Consider the following 17,805-nt stretch of genomic DNA (forward strand, 5'->3'; position numbering starts at 1 on the left):
AAGCGGGAATGCTCGTTTTGCTACTAAGTTTAATTGCGTTGCTTGGGGCTTACACGTTCTTGTACCTGAAGCATGATGCAGACGCAGTCGATTTGACTGCCCAGCTGATGCCTATGAGCCTGGAGCATCCATTTGGTACAGATCATCTGGGGCGCGATGTGTTAACGCGAATAGTGCTGGGAGCCCAATTGACAGTTGGCTATTCTTTTATAGCACTGTTAGCGGCAGTCGCTATCGGGTTGCCAATTGGATTGATCGCCGGCTATAAAGGCGGCTGGCTGGATCGGCTCTTGATGCGCGTTGCCGATACGTTTTTGGCATTTCCGGATACCATTGTAGCGATTGTCTTGAGCGGCCTGCTGGGACCGGGAATTGAAAACCTGCTGTTGGCCATTATTTTTGTGAAATGGGTCAATTATGCCCGGCTCGTCAGAAGTACGGTGGTCAGTGAGCGCCAAAAAGAATACATCGCCATGGCTAAAGTCAACGGTTTGGGAGACGGACAAATTATTCGGAAGCATCTGTTTCCTCACATCATTGGCCATGTGTTGGTGCTGGGCAGCCTGGATCTTGGGAAAATCATTTTGCTGATTTCTTCGTTGTCTTATATCGGCCTTGGCGCACAACCCCCGGCTCCAGAATGGGGTGCCATGCTGAATGATGCACGCCCTTATTTTCAATCGATGCCATCACTGATGATTACTCCAGGGCTGGCAATCGTTACAGTGGTTCTTATTTCCAATGTATTGGGTGATTATTTACGGGACAAGTTTGATGTGAAAAAGGAAGTGCAGTCATGAGTTTATTGGAAGTCGACGAACTAAGCGTCGGAGTGGACACCCGGCAGATTGTCAAAGAGATTTCATTTGAAATTCAACGAGGAGATTGGCTGGCGGTAGTTGGGCAAAGCGGGAGCGGGAAAAGCGTGACCGCTTCGGCCATCGGCGGATTATTGAAGCCAAATCTCTCTGCAACGGGAATGATCCGATTTAATGGCGCCAACTTAATGGAACTGACATCAAAGGAAATGAGAAAGGTACGAGGCAAAGCAATTTCTTATGTTTTCCAGGATTATCAAAGCTCGTTTACACCATTTCTGACAATTGGCAAACATTTTGACGAATACCAGCGGACCCACCTGACTGCAGGGAAATCCCAGCGAATACAGAATACACAACAAGCTCTCCTGTCTGTCGGCCTGGCCGCTGAACTCTCGAGCCGTTATCCTTTTCAGTTAAGCGGTGGGCAGCTGCAGCGTGTTGCGATTGCACTTGCCTTGCTGCTGAAACCTGATTTGGTGATTGCGGATGAGCCAACAACCGCCTTAGACAGCATTTCCTCCTATCGGATTTTGCAATTACTGGAAAAGCTGCGGAAAGAAATAGGTTGTGCCATTTTATACATTACTCACGATCTTCGGCATGCTGCGAACTATGCGGATCATATTTTGGTAATGAAAGAAGGGCAGATTGTTGAGCAAGGAGAACAAACAAAAATCTTCGCTTGTCCTGAACATGCCTACACCCGTGCATTGATTGACGCGATTCCAGTTTTTAAAAAACAGGGAAATTAGACGTATTGGAGGTGCTCAATGGAGCTGTTGACCATAAACCACATCAATAAAACATATGCAAACGGCTTTCAAGTACTCAAGGATGTATCATTTTCTCTCGAGAAAGGTCAATGCCTTGGTATTATTGGGGAAAGCGGCTGCGGCAAAAGCACACTGGCACGATGCCTGCTGCACTTGGAATCCATCGACTCAGGAGAAATCGTATTAAATGGCGAAGCTGTCCATAAGCTGACGGGCAAAAGGCTGAAGCCTTTCAGACGGCAGGTCCAGGCTGTTTTTCAAAATCCTTCAGCTTCATTAAACCCTAAATTGAAAATCAAAGATTCGCTGATGGATCCTTATTTGCAATTTGGCAGCCAAAAAAAGCTGCAGCATTTCAGTTACACAAGCAGAGAACATTACATCAGCCAGTTATTGGAGGCTGTTGAACTTCCAAGCAATCTGGCTGAACGTTACCCGCACGAATTGAGCGGAGGACAGCAGCAGCGCGTGACGATCAGCCGAGCCATTAGCATTGAACCGGCTATAGTAATACTGGATGAACCTACATCCAGCCTTGATGTGTTGTCGCAGGCTTCCTTGCTGAAATTACTGGATGACCTTCGCCGGCAATTTTCGCTTTCTTATGTGTTCATATCGCATGATTTAGCAGCCGTTGCCTCACTTAGCCAAAATCTGTTGGTTATGAAAGATGGACACATGGTGGATGGATTTGGCAATGCGGAAATTTTTTCGCACGATCGCCATCCCTATACAAAAGAGCTGCTGTCCATGTTTTGAAAAAATGATGTTGAAAGGTTAGGAGCTTCTAATGAATCATCGTACATACCTGGCTTTAGCAATTCCACTGACCATTTCAACGATCACTACGCCTTTATTGGGAGCAGTTGATACAGCGGTTGTGGGACAATTGCCAAATCCTGCTTATATTGGCGCCGTTGCCATCGGTTCGGTCATCTTCAATACACTTTACTGGCTCTTCGGATTTTTGCGTATTGGGACTTCTGGTTTTGCTGCACAAGCGCACGGAGCAAATGATCAACTGTCAGGAACGCTGGCTCTCATTCGGCCGATGGTCATCGCACTGATCGTGGGACTTGTTTTTTTCTTGCTGCAAAAGCCGATTGAATACGCGGCATTAAATTTGCTTCAGCCTGCCGAAGACGTTGCTGCGCTGGCATCCGATTACTTTGGCATCCGGATATGGGGGGTGCCTTTTACATTGGTCAACTATGTCATCATGGGCTGGTTGATCGGCATGTCCCGCATCAAAATTTCAGTGTTGATTCAAGTGTTTATGAATCTCTTGAATATCGGATTGGATCTGCTTTTTGTCTTTGGATTCGGGTGGGGCGTTTCTGGAGTTGCTGCCGCAACTTTAATTGCAGAAGTATCGGCTTGTCTAATCGGCTTGCTGGTAGTATGGCGCGGCACGGCTTACAAATTTCAGCTGCCTGCATTCAAGCTGGTAACAAATGGCTCAGCTATTCGAAAGATGATGGCGGTGAATCAGGATTTGTTTGTCCGGACGCTGTGCCTGCTTGCCGTCTTTAATTTATTTACGTATAAAAGTGCAGGATTTGGTACAGAAACCTTGGCAGCCAATGCAATTTTGCTGCAAATTCACTACATAATGGCCTATTTTTATGACGGCCTGTCCAACGCTTCCAGCATTCTTTCGGGAAAAGCAATCGGTTCTAACAATCCAGTTCTCTTCAAAAAGAATCTGAAGCTATCTTTCGAATGGGCACTGTATTCATCGATTGCGCTGACCGGCCTATACTGGCTGTTTGGCTCTAAAGTTTTTGCTTTTTTTACCGCCATACCTGAAGTTATAGAACTCGGCGGAATATATGGCGATTGGCTGCTGCTGTTTCCGCTGGTTTCGAGCTTTGGAATCGTGTTGTATGGCGTGTTTACCGGTGCCACCGAGACTGCACCAATTCGAAACTCTATGCTCTTGTCATTGGGCATCTTTTTGGTGGTGTTATGGACTGCTGTACCGCTCCTGCAAAACCATGGGGTATGGTTGGCATTTATCTTATTTAGTTTGGGTCGATCTGTTTTTTTATTGTTGTATGTGCCTAAACTATTAAAGTTGATGGACACTCCTTAGAAATTAGAATCTGCTTAATTATTTCCTCTTTGACATCTCTTCTGAAATAAAGTACATTATCATATGGACGAACAATTATTATGGTATATAGATATATCATTCGTGTATAGGGGTGTAATTAATGGAAAATGTATTTGATTACGAAGATATTCAATTGGTTCCTGCAAAAGCTGTAGTAGACAGCCGTTCAGAATGTGACACATCGATTGAGTTTGGTGGCCGCACTTTCAAATTGCCAGTTGTACCAGCCAATATGCAAACCATTGTAGATGAAAAAATTGCCAAATTCTTGGCTGAAAATAATTATTTCTATATTATGCATCGTTTCGAACCTGAAAAACGGTTAGCGTTTGCTAAAGACATGCAGCAACGCGGACTTTATGCTTCCATTAGTGTCGGTGTGAAACCGGAAGAATACGAATTTGTGCAACAATTGGCTGATGAAAAGATTACGCCGGAATACATCACCATTGATGTAGCCCATGGCCATTCCAATGCGGTAATTAACATGATTCAGCACATTAAAAAGTTGATTCCAGACAGTTTTTTGATTGCCGGTAATGTTGGGACGCCGGAAGCGGTCCGCGAACTGGAACACGCTGGAGCGGATGCTACAAAAGTGGGTATCGGACCAGGAAAAGTTTGCATTACCAAAATCAAAACTGGGTTTGGAACAGGCGGCTGGCAATTGGCAGCACTTCGCTGGTGCGGCAAGGCAGCCAGCAAACCCATCATCGCAGACGGTGGCATCCGTACCCATGGAGACATTGCCAAATCTGTTCGTTTTGGCGCATCCATGGTGATGATCGGTTCGCTATTTGCCGGGCATGAAGAATCTCCCGGAGAAACCATCAACCAGGATGGCAAGTTGCTGAAAGAATACTTTGGTTCGGCATCTGAATTTCAAAAAGGCGAAAAGAAAAATGTTGAAGGCAAAAAGATGTTTGTAGAATACAAGGGGTCTTTAAAAGACACGTTGGTGGAGATGGAGCAAGATCTTCAATCTTCAATTTCTTACGCAGGCGGAGACAAATTACTGGCAATCCGCAACGTGGATTACGTGATCGTTAAAAACTCCATTTTTAATGGCGACAAAGTTTATTAACTAGTAAAGCCCTTCAATCTATAGATTGAGGGGCTTTTTTCTGCTTTAGCCGTTCTAGTTGCCAGAGCACTAAAGATACAGCTAGTACGGTGCCAAACAGGATATACTGCACATTGGTAGGGACAACTTGGGTAAAGCCGTAAACGGCAGCAAGCTCCAATAGCACCGCTGGGATTTTGCCAATTGTACTGGCGAACCAAAACAGTTTGGCACTTATTGTTGTAAGTGCTGCCCCTACTGTAACAAAGCCGGATGGCATAAACGGAAGCAGCCGAAGCAGGATCACCAAGCTAAAAACCCGTTTATCCGATTGGTGCCTAAACTTTTGCCAATATGGATGTCGCAGCCATTTTGGATTGGCTTTGGAAAATCCATAGCGGTACAAATAAAATCCAAGCAACGCGCCAAAAATTTCACCTGCAAATGTCAAAGCTCCACCGCCATAAATGCCGAACGACTGGATATTAACAGCAGTCACTAAAAAGCTCGGAACAAAACCCGCTGCTCCGACTGCTAAATTTACGATCATCAGAATTAAAAACTCAATCCAAACAGGTAGAAAATCGATAAATTATGCCTCCTTATTATGGTATTTACACAGGTTTAACAGACGTGTACGCATGGCTCATTTACGTAAGTTTATTTTAACATGAATGTAAAATAGCTTTCGATAAATTCCCTAATCGTTATGTTGAGGTTAATGCACTCTTTGATTGAAAAAATATAAATTCCTCCGAGGAACGAACGAGGAAGATTGTAGACGTCATGATAGTTGACTCAACAACGTGCATGACGATACAAAAATATGGCAAGTAAAATTTGAGTAATAATTTCCAATGAGCGACATGCTAGCTGTATGATTAAATAAAAAGTGATGGACAAAATCTTCAATGGATCCTTGAAGAAATCTATCAGTTGAGAGGGAGTAGCCACGTGTACAATCAAAAAAGAATCCGAGATTACGGCGTGGAAATAGGCTGCATGAAGCCTGGACCATTAAACGCCATAACAGATGTAGCAGGTGTAACAGTAGGTCATGTGACATTGAGTGACGGCGACATGCAAACCGGTGTGACGGCCATTTTGCCGCATCAAGGAGATGTTTTTCACGATAAGCTGATTGCCTCAAGCCATGTGATCAACGGGTTTGGAAAAACAATGGGAACCATTCAGCTTGCGGAACTCGGCACGCTGGAGACACCTATCGTTCTAACCAACACTTTGAATGTCGGGACGGCGGCCAATGCCGTGATTGATTACATGTTGGAGAGAAATGCTGATATCGGCAGCACGACGGGGACAGTCAATCCAATCATCGGTGAATGCAACGACATGTTCCTCAACGATGTTCGCAGCCAATTTGTTAAAGAACAGCATGTACGGCATGCACTGGACCATACCAATGTGGAATTCGAGGAAGGTGCCGTCGGTGCAGGGACGGGTATGCTGTGTTATTCGTTGAAAGGTGGAATCGGTTCTGCTTCCCGCCTCATGCAGCTGAATCATGGCACGTATACACTCGGCGTGTTGGTTCTATCGAACTTTGGAATGCTCAGTGATTTAACGGTCAGTGGCAATCCCGTAGGTCAAAAATTGAAGAAACACATTCTGCAGTCGTATAAAGAAGAAGACAAGGGATCCGTTATGGTTATCGTGGCGACAGACTTGCCTTTGTCAGAGCGGCAATTAAACCGCGTTCTCAAACGAACGATCACAGGACTTTCTCGAACCGGCTCCATCATCACTAATGGCAGCGGTGAAATCATTCTAGGCTTTACAACGGCGACTAAAATTCCACATATCAAACCGCCACACTGTTTAACAATTAAAACCATTCATGAGGAGGATATGGATGAGGCTTTTCGAGCCGTTGGAGAAGCGACGGAAGAGGCGGTACTAAATTCACTAATCACTGCAGAAGCTGTCGTTGGGCGTGCTGGAAATGAACGGCCGTCATTTAAAGACTTACTTAAAAAGTTCAATGTGTCACTTACGAACCCATAAAGGGTTCTTTTTTGTGAAAAAAAGATTTAACCATAAAAAATTGAAATTATAAATTTAAGTGATTAATGATTTGGGTGAATAATTATATATTTACCATTTGTTATTTAATGGACATATTTCCCTGTTATAGAAGTAGTAATAAAATAAAAACGTTTAACTAAAGATATATAACGATAGAAGTTTTAGGTTTAAAAAATCCACATCCTGTTTATTGGTGCAAAAAAAGTATCATATTAATACTTTTCTATTTACAATTTGCATAATCCACTGTAGTCTAATAGTGTGATGTAAGTTCTATTAATTCAACTTAAAAGTAAAAAACATAGGTTATAAGACTTTTTATTATCATTTAAAGTAAAATTTAGAATTATTGGTTTTAGTAATATTTTGTCATTGGTTTAATGGGAGGCTATGAAGGGATGAGGAAAATGATTCTAGCAGATCCGATTCAAGAGACAACCAGGTTTTTAAAGAAAGCTCTAAAGGCTGAGGTAGAAGTAACCGGAAATCTCTTATTAGTGAAGAAGCTTCGAAGCTTAATCATCCAAAGTGGTGACACAAAATTTTCATTCAAGATGGATTGTGAGATTACATTTCAAGCAATGCAACAGCCAGGAATTATGATTAACAGGGCCGAAATTTTACTGTTGCCGTCAGAACTTTCCATTTTTTTATCGACTTTAATCCGCCATGCCCATCCACTGCCAAACAATTACATGCAGCGTCTTGTAATGGAACCCAATGTTTATTGCATCTATCTAGAATCAAAGGAATTTCCAGAAATCTTTGCCGAACGTGTTGCATCAGCCCTAGAAGCAATTGATTGTTAGCCTCGCACATATTGAACTGCCTTTCTGTTTTAATTGTCACTGACTCGCGCCATAGCAACAGTATAAGGTGGTGTTCATATGTATAAGAAATGTTTCTCGTGCATTTCAGCAATTATTTTGCTTTTGACTATGCTGCCATTGACTTTTGCTGCGATTCATTGGTTCCACAAACCACTTGAACTGCTGTTGAGTTTTCACCTTCATTTTCCCTGTTTTCTTAGTGGTATGGGAATTGTAACCGCACTGATTGGTGCCAGAGGAGACATGAAATTCAATCTTGTATTGTTTAATGTCATGACATTAGGCCTGTACTTAATTTTCTCCAGTAATCTGCACTCCATATAAATCTATGCACATTGAAAGCATCGGTAATGTGTGACCAAGGACTAGATAGGCTATAAAGTTTATTTCATAAAAAAGATGAGACAGTACACAAATTTGTGTGCTGTCTCATCTTTTAATTTATTCGACGATACTTGGCCGCACCCACAGCTTTGAAAAGTTGACATAACCAAAATGACTTATGGATATATTCATTAAATCTGCTGAAAAAGGAATTTGGCGTTTTTCATAATACAAAGGAAGCATGATGGAGGATTCCATTAATTGCCGCTCAATTTTTAGGTTCAGTGCTGTCCATTCTTCAAACGGTGTATCTCCATATAGCTGCATGTAATTGCTGAACATTGGCTGGGATTTCATAATGGCAGCCAGTGGCGAATAGCCATTTGACAGAAAGTAAAAAAATGAAAAATTTTGATTCATTTCAAATACCTCGCCGTGGATAAACAAGTCGGCTGTTTGGTCTTCTTTCGTGTCGAGCATCTTGTCCTGAAAAGACAGCCACTCAATTTCGACAGGAATGCCTTCACTTTCAAGAGTGTCTTTCAACCAACGTGTTGAACCATTGGTATAATTTGCGGCTTTAATAATTAAAGGTTTTTCAAGAGTAGGTTTTTGGGACAAGGGCAGCGAATAAGTCTGATCTTGTCCAATCAAGCAACTTTGATGATTGGGCATCGCTCTTGGATGATACAGTCCGATTTTATGGCGGTGTTTGGCAATCGCATAATGGATATAGTCGCGCACTTCTTTTTGCTTTATAGGAGACTCTCGAAAGGCATTCAAAATGACGACGCCAAACCCCGAATCGCTTTCCACTTGAAATGTCTCTTCCGTTTGATCATTTGCTGAAGTCCGATAGGCAAAGTCAAAGTCTTCAGGCACTTGGATAAATTGTACGGTATCGAGCAACGGACGTTCCTGAAAATAATCTCCAAACGCCGTCAATGTGGTTTTTAACTCGTGATTTTCTTCCACAAAAAAACTGCCGGAACCAATAGGCTGGGAATCGGTTTCCTTATAGATGCTGGCATTGATCATGCCCAGCATCTGCAGGCAATAACTGCAGCCCCCGGGAAAAGAAATTTCTAGTGCGTAGGGAGAAATGGATTTTATGGCAGTAATCGGCTTCCACAGTTCCTTGAACGCGGCATGTCTTCGCAGTCGTTCCAAACAAATTAGTACATCGTCCACAGTCAGAAACGAGCCATCATGAAAACGAACTTCTTTTCGAATGTAAAGCCTGAGCGTTGTGGCCGTCAAATCCCAGCTATGTGCCAGTTCTGGAGAAACGATGCCGTTTTCATTGACTGACACTAAACGGCTGTATACTGTCGCCACCATATTGGCACTGTGGACATCTGCTGCAAGGAGTGGATGGAGCGTGATCAGCGGATACTTCCTCGGAATGATCAGCTTGTCGGTGCTGCTCATACTGTTTTGAACATAGCCGAAATTCGAGCGGAACTTATGCATCAATCGCTGTTTAATTTCGGGCGACCAATCAAACAAAAGATACTTTCCAGCCACTTCGATAGCCTGTTCGTCAATCAATTGAGACAGCTGCTGTTCGTAAGCATCTTCTACATCTTGATGCCACTCTATGTGGGAAGCATTGCCTCTGCCGCTGCCAGGTGTAAAAGTAAGCCAGCCTTCGCTTGCCCATTTTCGCAACAGGCGAGCAGTCTGCTTGCTGCTCAAACCGAGTAAATCAGCAAGTTGAGTTTGTTTGATGTTGCCGGATGGAACAGCCTGCCAAAGTGCTAAAAGAGTCTTTTCCATCATCTTCCCTCCTAAAAGTGGACAAGATTATAAAAAATGTCTATTTTTAGTAACCATAGTCTAGTTTAATATACATAAGACAAAGGGGGCTGACAAGATGAAATGGAAAGACTATCCACAGAACATTAAAGTGCGTTTAATTACTTCTTTTTTTAATCGAGCTGTTACTTCAGCTGTCATGCCTTTTATGGCCTTATTTTTTGCACAGGAAATAAACAAAGTATGGGCGGGTTCTTTTTTGATCATGACGGTTTTGATCAGTTTTTTCGTTAATTTGATTGGCGGGTATATTTCCGATCGTTTTCCGCGTAAAAAGGTATTGGTGACAACATCTGCTCTCAGTGCCATGATGTTTCTGCTCATGACGCTCAGTTTAGTGCCAAGTGACAAATGGATCGGCCTGTTTGCAGCGTCTTATGTCATGTTTATCATTACCAGCAGTCTTGGAAGACCTGCCATGCATGCCATCATTATGGATTCAACCACTCCCGAAAACCGAAAAGCCATTTATGCCATTGATTACTGGCTGGTCAATTTGTCGATGGCGATCGGTGCCGCACTTGGAGGCTTATTGTATGTGAATCACCAGATGGAACTGTTTATCGTTTTGACTGCAACGTCTGCCAGCCTGCCGATTGCCTACCAGATTTGGCTGAGAGATGAGAACGTCCAAAGCTTGAAAAAACAGCATCACAATGTATTCGTGGATTTGCTGCAAAATTACAAAGTTGCCTTTCAAGACCGGCCTTTTGTTAAAGTAGTAGTTGGATCGATGTTCATCTTTTCAGCTGAGTTTTCACTAAACAGCTATATTGGCGTTCGGCTTGCCGAAAGTTTTGAAACATTCACCATAGCTGATTTTGAAGTGGCAGGCGTTCGAATGTTGAGCCTCCTTAATATTCAAAACATGTTGCTAGTAGTTTGTTTAACTTTCGCAGTCAATAAATTCACGGACCGTTTTTCTAAGCAGCATGTTCTCCTGACCGGTCTGCTGCTCTACAGTGTTGGCTACATCACCATTACGTCAGCGAACAGCTGGTACTTATTAATCTTGTTCAATTTTATCGGGACAATCGGTGAATTGATTTACTCGCCGGTCCGCAATGCAGAAATGGCAAACATGATCCCTGAAGACAAACGAGGCTCGTATTCCGCTTTTTCCAATTTTTCATTCAGCGGAGCGGATCTGCTGGCACGTTCGACCATTATCGTCGGTGCTTTTCTACTACCCACGATGATGTCTGTTTACATGGGCGTGTTATTGATGATCGGAACGTTATTGGTTTATACAGGATTATTTATTAGAAAAGGCAAGGGAAAACAAGTAGAAAAACCAGAGCTCGTCTAAAATTATGGAATAGTAGGGGGATGGCCATGATTATCAGAAAAGCAGTTCCAAAAGATGCCCACCAATTGGCGAAGTTGATGAAACATGTAGAAGAATCCAATTATATGCTGTTTGAGCCAGGAGAACGAAAAACCACGGGTGAGCAATTGCAGGACAGGCTCGTTGCGATGAACGATAAATCAACGATACTTCTTGCCGAAGAAGAATCCGAGTTAAAAGGGTACTTGTTCGCAATAAATGAAGGCGTCAACCGCAAACGTCATTCGGTCTATATTGTCATTGGCTTACATCAAGAACAGCGCGGAAAAGGCATTGGAACCCAACTATTTCAAGCTTTGGAGCAATGGGCAACAGAAAAGTTGACTCGCCGCATTGAATTGACTGTATTGGAAGGCAATCATGCTGCGATAGCCCTCTATGAGAAAATGGGATTCGAGGTAGAAGGGATCAAGCGGAATTCACTCGTGATAAATGGAAAGTATGCCAATGAATTGTACATGTCGAAAATTTTGTAATGAATTTTTGACATTCGAATATTTCTCCTAATTGCTTTTAAAAATACTACTGTTTATTTTACTTTTTTTGGTTATGTAGTAGGGAATGAGATTAACTAATTTCCCGTAAATTTGTATAATATTGTAGTTTTTATATATATTTATGTGTGGATTAGCGGTAAACTAATAGGGAAGGTTTTAATAGGAGTTGGTTAAATGGGTTCGTTGCTTTTTTCTTTTCTTGAAAATATGGCGTTGATTATTTCACTTTTGTATATTGGTTTAAAGGCCAAAGAATTTTTATTTCCTGATTTAAACGAATCGAAGTGGTTATTGCTGTTAAGTATTGTATTTATCAGCTTTTTAACTTTTTCAGTCATGTATCATCCGTTTGTTTATGAAGGAATGAGACTGGATTTACGGGAAGTTCCTCTTTACTTTATTTCCTATGTTGGGGGATGGCGCATCGGCATCTTATCTGCCATTTTCCCTACGTATTATCGCTTTTCTCTTGGCGGTCCTACTGTAGTGGCCGGAATTCTTCAAACAGTGTTATTTCCTGTTGTCATGGGAAGCCTATTTCGAAACAAAAAAACGGTCAATAAATTTTTTGCCCGATTGGATATTAAGCGAATGATGGTAGGGTGGGTAGTTTTTGAACTCTTAAAGTCGGTTTGGATGGAAAGTACAACACCAGCTACGCCTTTTATGACTTTATCAATGGCTGCTTTTGCCGGAATTGCGATTCTTTCGATGGGGTTGATGGCGAATGGAGAAAATTATCATATTTTAGTTCGAAAAGAATTGGAATATTTCTCAAATCAAGATCATTTAACGCAAATGCCCAATCTGCGGTATTTTAGAAGCAAAGCCCAAATTTTGGTTGAACAACAAGTGCCAGTGGCGATTGTCATGATGGATGTAGATTACTTTAAAGTTTACAACGATACCCATGGACATCAAAAAGGAGATGCCGTCCTCCGATCCATTGGCCAATTGATGCGGGACAATACACGCAATAAGGACTATTTGGCACGCTATGGCGGTGAGGAATTTATTTTTTGCATCATGGATCCATCAAATGCTGATGAAGCCTTGTCGATTGCTGAAAGGGTGCGCACGGGCATCGAGGACCATCATTTTGAAGGGGAAGAACAACAGCCCAATGGCAAACTGACGGTATCGATGGGAATTTGTTTAGCTTCACAAGGCAAATCACTCGAACAGTTGATCGGAGAGGCCGATCAGGCTTTGTACCATTCCAAGAGAAATGGAAAAAACCAAGTTTCGGCTTTTGGAAGTATGGGACAGCTTGAAACCATCAGTGTTTGATGAAAAAAATTCAGCAAGGCAGACACCTTTCAGCAACGTGTCTGCCTTTTTTTGAGGACTAAAAGACTATACATAGCTGGCAGCATAATCGGGTAGAGAATGAAGAAACCCCTGAAAAGTTTCGGTCACAAGAAAACAAATTCAGGGAAGGGGGAGGTCCAATTGGAGCATGAGTTGCAATCAGGGATGGCGAATCTAGAGGCAGTGGCTATAGTGTTGCTTTTTCTGTCGTTTCTGCTGTACCCACTGGCTGCTGCGTTAACAAGCCTGCGTTATAAGCCATGGCCGTTGCACCGCATCTTCTTATGGAGCCTAGGAATTGTTGCCATCGCGATATCCATTGCTGGACCGCTTGCTGATTTTGCTCAAAATAATTTCAGGGGCCATATGTGGACGCATTTGCTGCTTGGTATGCTGGCACCGCTATTGTTATTGCTTGCGAAGCCCATGACTTTGCTGTTAAGGTCGCTGCCTGTTCCACTGGCTAGAAGGATGTCCTTTTTGTTGAGGAGCCGCCTTGCCAGATTTTTAAGCCACCCAATTCCTGCATTTACTCTTAACATTGGTGGACTTTATCTATTGTATTTGACCAATCTGTTCGAATGGATGCATCAGTCCGTGTTCGTCTATGCCTTCATCCATATCCATATATTTCTGGCAGGCTATCTGTTTACTGCTTCTATAATCTATGTTGACATTACCGCTCACCGTGTGGGTTACGTGCTTCGTTCAATCGTTCTCATTTTGTCGCTGGCAGCCCATAAAATTTTAGCCAAATTCCTTTATGCCCATCCACCTGCAGGGGTTCCACAGGCACAGGCAGAAGCTGGTGGGATGTTGATGTACTACGGGGGCGATTTAATAGAGCTACTCATCATTGTGATTTTGTGTTATCACTGGTACAAGGCGACTGCACCAAAAAAGACAGAAACAATGGAAAAGGTATAGGGGAATTCCCTTTCTTTGATTTCTTATGCCCGGCAGAGCTACACGGGCGCTTCCGCTTTTCTTTTCCCCGGCAAAAGCTTTGGATTTGGGGTAAACTAAAAATAAGCGTTTAATTTCGAATGAACAGCTCGACTACATAGGATCGAATCAATTTGAGTATTGCCATTACTAGGAGGAAGTTCATGAATAGTTTTATTGTTATGCAAGGAGAGACTTATCAGGAAGAACGCAATGCGGGGGTTCTTTGGACACCGCAAATTGATAAATCCGGCATGGTACCGCATTCGTGGAACCGGATGCAGGAGCTGAAAAAGGGCGATATCGTTTTCCACTATGTCAAAGGGTATGTGGTAGCCATTAGCCGAGTGCGAAAAGGGTGCTCAAAAGGAACAAAGCCGAAAAGTGAACATCCGCATTCCCAAGAAACCGAAGCTGCTTTTATTGCAAAAACGGAATACCGGGAGCTTGACAATCCGCTGTCTGTTAAAGAACGTTTTTCTGATATCCAGTCTTTGCTGCCGGTGAAATATGCAGCTTTCCAGGAAGACGCCAGCGGCAATTCAGGCTATTTGTATCCGTGCAATGAAGAACTGGCCATAAAGTTTTTAGAACTTATCAGCTCATTGAATATTTTCACAGTGGAAGTGGAACAGCTGGAACTGGCAATGGAAGTCATCAAAAAAACCGAACACAATCCATTGCTCGGGTTGATTGCGGAAGCGGAATTGGAAATCAAAACAAAAATGCGCAGAGGCAAAGAGCAATTCCGCGAAAGCTTGCTGCCGCTGTGGAACGGTGAATGTCCGCTGTGTGGAATTGCCATTGGGGACGTACTAAAAGCGAGCCATGCCAAGCCGTGGAAAGACAGTTCAGATGCCGAACGCCTGGATCCTTTTAATGGGGTATTGCTTTGTGCCAATCACGCAGCACTGTACTCAGCAGGACTGATTGCGTTTACAGGAGGCGGCCGTTTGCATATTTCCAGCCGAATCCCGGAAGACGATTACCCCATATACAGGTTGCGCAAAAATATGAAAGTGCCGGTATCACCCGAGCATGCACCATATTTGAGATGGCACAAACGAATTGTCTTTGCAGAGCCGAGAAAAGTAAACCTGCTGACAAATCAGGATTAAGACAGGCAAGCTCAAAGGTAAGAATTTTCGAGTTAGTTTTAATTGCGTATGTCTTTTGCTGCCAGGGGTATGCTACACTGAAAACAAGTGAATAATCATGCAGAAAAAAGGTGCTGATCAATCAGCATAACAGGGAACCCGGTTAGATTCCGGGGCTGTTTCCGCAACTGTAAGTGCGTATGAAATAAGAAAATGCCACTGTTTAGATGCTCCAAGTCATCTGAACGGGAAGGTTCTTAGAGTAAAGTGATGCACAAGCCAGGAGACCTACCTTTTTTTGAACGTATTTTTACTCTTCGGAAGCTAAGGGAATCATACGGCAAAATGTCTATTTTTGACTGCTGAAGTATGTCTTTGAATAGCTATAGTGCCGCCCTCTTTTTGAGGGCGGCTTTTTGCTGTTTTGCGGGAGCGTTCAATGCAGTGGTGTTCACCAAACAAAAGTGAGGTGAAAAGATGAAAAAAGACATGCGTTTTCTGTGTTATCCGTTCATGCGTGAATCCGCTTCCACAGTGGATTTTGAAATTCGCACAGATTCTTTGACGACCCGAATCGGGGAAGCTTTATCACTGACAACAGATATTGAAGTGGTTCAGCGGGATTTGAAAACTTTACAGCCCATGGCTTACCATTTAAATGGTTCGGTACGGGGCAAACTTGCCATCGCAGAAGAGGATTTATCTATGTTAAGCGCTATGTATGATTATTATGTAAACTTTACTAAAGATAAAATTGGGAATTTTGTCTTGCCGCAAGGAACCCAAGCCGCCTGTGTGCTGCATGTGTGCCGCAGTGAAGCGAAAAAATCCGTACGGGCTTTGCATAAAGTGAGCCTAGAGCGGGAAGTGCCCGAAATCCTTTTTGATTATGCCAACCTGTTGGCAAACGTATTGTTTACTATGGCGGTATATGTCAATCAGCATCACGGCGTGGAAGAAATTCCGTTCGTCAGCAAGTCCTATCCAACAAGACCAAAAAAGAAAGAAGTGGCCAAAAACAAATGAAAATCAACGTATTCAAATTCTTATCGATCGGAACACTGGCTTTAGCACTCGGAGCTTGCCAGTCTGACACTGCCGAAACAACAGATCCCGAAACAGCGACCGAGCCTTCGCAACAAACTGAGTACACGGTAACCGATGACTTGGATAAAGAGCTGACTTTTGAAGAAGTTCCAGCGACCGTTGTCTCCTTGATTCCAAGCAATACCGAAATTCTTTACGAAATCGGAGCAGGAGACAAAATTATCGGCGTTACAGACTACGATAATTATCCAGCTGAAGCAACAGAGGTGGAGCGGGTTTCAGATTCTGTCACATTCAACGCAGAACGCATTATCGAAATGGATCCAGACGTTGTCATCGGCTATTCCACAGGTGGGCCAACCGGTTTTGAAGATCTCGAAGCAGCGGGGATTCAAGTGTTTGTCATTGAAACCGCAGAATCATTTGAAGATGTTTATGGGGACATCGAGCAAATCTCCACGGTATTAGGTCTTGAAGATAAAGGGGATGAGCTGATTGCTTCCATACAGCAGCAAATTGAAAGCATACAAGAGCAAGTTGCTTCCATAGAAGAGAAAAAACAGCTGTATGTTGAAATCAGCCCTTCACCGGAAATCTATACGACCGGCCAAAATACGTTCCAACAGGAAATATTGGACCATGCCCAAGTCGACAATCTGTTTGGCGATCTCGAAGGCTGGCCGCAGATTTCTGAAGAAGAAGTTATTGAACGGAATCCAAAGATTATCGCCACTACCGTTTCTTATGTAGAAAATTCCGTTGATGAAATTAAAGCGCGCGAAGGTTGGAACGATATTGACGCTATCCAAAATGACCAAGTATTTTTCCTGGACTCGGACATCACATCACGGCCAGGACCAAGAATTGGCGATGCCGTCGAATTGGTAGCTAAAACTGTGTATCCGGAAGCTTTTGAATAAAAACAGTAAAATCCCCGCTTAACAAGCGGGGATTTTTTGGGTTATTGCAGTTGTTCTTCCAGTGTCTCCTGATCAATGCCAAATTCCTCATTTAGTACACGTCTTTTTTCCTCAACAGACAATTCAACTTTGGTTTTTTCTCCGTTTTCTGAACGTGTCAACTGACTTCCGGATAAAGTAATGCGTCCATCAGCTGTTGCGCGCGTCACCAAATCATCGTGGGTGAAAGGCGAATCTTTGGATATTTGGTTAAACACACAGCCCTCGTGAAAATCAACCAGTTGCTTTTCCACAGTTGAGAAGCGGTAAAGAATTTTTTCAGTGTCATCGTTTTCTCTAATTAAATCATAATACACATCGTCTACTTGCTGAACGCGATAAGTGCCGCTATGGTCTGTATGGCGTTCTCCGCCAATTGGGATAGGGCTGATCGTGGAATCGCCGAATCCGGCATCAACTAAATACAAGGTATCAAGCTCTACCAGAATCGCTGCATGAGTATCTGATTTAGACCAAGTACCATCCGGTTTTTGAACAGTGGCAGAGATTAGCTTTGCATCGAATCCCAGTTCCCCCAGCAGCCAATGGAACAAACCATTCAACTCGTAACAATAACCGCCTCGATGGTGATTCACAATTTTATCGTAAATGCTTTCGAGATTTAAATAAATGGGTGTTTTACGTATAACATCTAAGTTTTCAAACGGGACATTTTGCATATGCAAGGATTGAAGCTCTGCTAAATTCTGTAAAAAATGTTCCTGAATTGGATTAGCTTTAAATCTTTTTAAGTACACTTCTTTATTCATGAATATTATTCATTCCCTTCAAATTATGATACCGAATAAT

17 protein-coding genes and 1 riboswitch are annotated in these 17,805 nt (G+C 42.9%); of the genes, 14 read left to right on the plus strand and 3 right to left on the minus strand.

The features are described 5' to 3' along the window. Nucleotides 1-8 precede the first annotated feature (8 nt). From nikC to guaC, 5 genes are all read left to right on the plus strand, one after another. A complete protein-coding gene (gene nikC / locus AC4EHK_RS08475) occupies nt 9-800 on the plus strand; it encodes a nickel transporter permease (RefSeq protein WP_490978947.1) in 792 nt (263 codons plus the stop codon). Continuing rightward, on the plus strand, nt 797-1,573 hold the full coding sequence (locus AC4EHK_RS08480) for an ABC transporter ATP-binding protein (RefSeq protein ID WP_490978360.1): 777 nt from the start codon (nt 797-799) through the stop codon (nt 1,571-1,573). The genes nikC and AC4EHK_RS08480 overlap by 4 nt, the downstream gene beginning before the upstream one ends. Before the next feature lie 18 nt (nt 1,574-1,591). Then, the gene (locus AC4EHK_RS08485) at nt 1,592-2,353 is read left to right on the plus strand and encodes an ABC transporter ATP-binding protein (protein WP_490978361.1); all 762 of its coding nucleotides are present in this window, start codon (nt 1,592-1,594) and stop codon (nt 2,351-2,353) included. Between the two features lie 31 nt (nt 2,354-2,384). After that, entirely contained in the window at nt 2,385-3,689 is a 1,305-nt protein-coding gene (locus tag AC4EHK_RS08490) for an MATE family efflux transporter (RefSeq protein WP_490978362.1), read from the plus strand. A gap of 121 nt (nt 3,690-3,810) precedes the next feature. Next, the gene (guaC, locus tag AC4EHK_RS08495; RefSeq protein WP_490978363.1) at nt 3,811-4,794 is read left to right on the plus strand and encodes a GMP reductase; all 984 of its coding nucleotides are present in this window, start codon (nt 3,811-3,813) and stop codon (nt 4,792-4,794) included. 13 nt (nt 4,795-4,807) lie between these two features. On the opposite strand, the gene AC4EHK_RS08500 is transcribed toward guaC, so the two are convergent. After that, entirely contained in the window at nt 4,808-5,323 is a 516-nt protein-coding gene (locus AC4EHK_RS08500) for a TVP38/TMEM64 family protein (RefSeq protein ID WP_490978364.1), read from the minus strand. 404 nt (nt 5,324-5,727) lie between these two features. Between AC4EHK_RS08500 and AC4EHK_RS08505 the strand changes: the two genes are divergently transcribed. Both AC4EHK_RS08505 and AC4EHK_RS08510 read left to right on the plus strand, forming a co-directional pair. Further along, nucleotides 5,728-6,798 (plus strand): DmpA family aminopeptidase, encoded by a 1,071-nt coding sequence (locus AC4EHK_RS08505; protein WP_490978365.1) that lies wholly within the window; start codon nt 5,728-5,730, stop codon nt 6,796-6,798. 419 nt (nt 6,799-7,217) lie between these two features. Next, on the plus strand, nt 7,218-7,628 hold the full coding sequence (locus AC4EHK_RS08510) for a DUF1259 domain-containing protein (RefSeq protein WP_490978366.1): 411 nt from the start codon (nt 7,218-7,220) through the stop codon (nt 7,626-7,628). A gap of 462 nt (nt 7,629-8,090) precedes the next feature. Here the strand turns inward: AC4EHK_RS08510 and AC4EHK_RS08515 are convergent, their stop codons facing one another. Then, the gene (locus AC4EHK_RS08515; RefSeq protein WP_490978367.1) at nt 8,091-9,752 is read right to left on the minus strand and encodes an ABC transporter substrate-binding protein; all 1,662 of its coding nucleotides are present in this window, start codon (nt 9,750-9,752) and stop codon (nt 8,091-8,093) included. Nucleotides 9,753-9,849: 97 nt separating this feature from the next. On the opposite strand from AC4EHK_RS08515, the gene AC4EHK_RS08520 reads away from it, so the two are divergent. The 7 genes from AC4EHK_RS08520 (at nt 9,850) to AC4EHK_RS08550 (ending at nt 16,956) form a co-directional block, all read left to right on the plus strand. Next, entirely contained in the window at nt 9,850-11,100 is a 1,251-nt protein-coding gene (locus tag AC4EHK_RS08520) for an MDR family MFS transporter (RefSeq protein WP_490978368.1), read from the plus strand. A gap of 26 nt (nt 11,101-11,126) precedes the next feature. Then, on the plus strand, nt 11,127-11,615 hold the full coding sequence (locus tag AC4EHK_RS08525) for a GNAT family N-acetyltransferase (RefSeq protein WP_490978369.1): 489 nt from the start codon (nt 11,127-11,129) through the stop codon (nt 11,613-11,615). Nucleotides 11,616-11,810: 195 nt separating this feature from the next. After that, nucleotides 11,811-12,926, plus strand: a complete 1,116-nt coding sequence (locus AC4EHK_RS08530; protein ID WP_490978370.1) for a GGDEF domain-containing protein — start codon at nt 11,811-11,813, stop codon at nt 12,924-12,926. Nucleotides 12,927-13,088: 162 nt separating this feature from the next. Next, nucleotides 13,089-13,874: a cytochrome c oxidase assembly protein gene (locus AC4EHK_RS08535; protein ID WP_490978371.1), complete on the plus strand. Its 786-nt coding sequence runs from the start codon at nt 13,089-13,091 to the stop codon at nt 13,872-13,874. Between the two features lie 182 nt (nt 13,875-14,056). Further along, the gene (locus tag AC4EHK_RS08540; protein WP_490978372.1) at nt 14,057-15,010 is read left to right on the plus strand and encodes an HNH endonuclease; all 954 of its coding nucleotides are present in this window, start codon (nt 14,057-14,059) and stop codon (nt 15,008-15,010) included. A 90-nt stretch (nt 15,011-15,100) separates the two neighbouring features. Next, nucleotides 15,101-15,299, plus strand: a riboswitch (cobalamin riboswitch). A 167-nt stretch (nt 15,300-15,466) separates the two neighbouring features. After that, entirely contained in the window at nt 15,467-16,015 is a 549-nt protein-coding gene (locus tag AC4EHK_RS08545) for a hypothetical protein (protein ID WP_490978373.1), read from the plus strand. Beyond that, nucleotides 16,012-16,956: an ABC transporter substrate-binding protein gene (locus tag AC4EHK_RS08550; protein ID WP_490978374.1), complete on the plus strand. Its 945-nt coding sequence runs from the start codon at nt 16,012-16,014 to the stop codon at nt 16,954-16,956. Before AC4EHK_RS08545 ends, AC4EHK_RS08550 begins: the two co-directional genes overlap by 4 nt. A 41-nt stretch (nt 16,957-16,997) precedes the next feature. Here AC4EHK_RS08550 and AC4EHK_RS08555 read toward each other — a convergent pair whose 3' ends face one another. Then, the gene (locus AC4EHK_RS08555) at nt 16,998-17,765 is read right to left on the minus strand and encodes an arylamine N-acetyltransferase family protein (RefSeq protein WP_490978375.1); all 768 of its coding nucleotides are present in this window, start codon (nt 17,763-17,765) and stop codon (nt 16,998-17,000) included. Between the last annotated feature and the right edge of the window lie 40 nt (nt 17,766-17,805).

This window comes from Planococcus sp. TJ-307 (assembly GCF_058268435.1).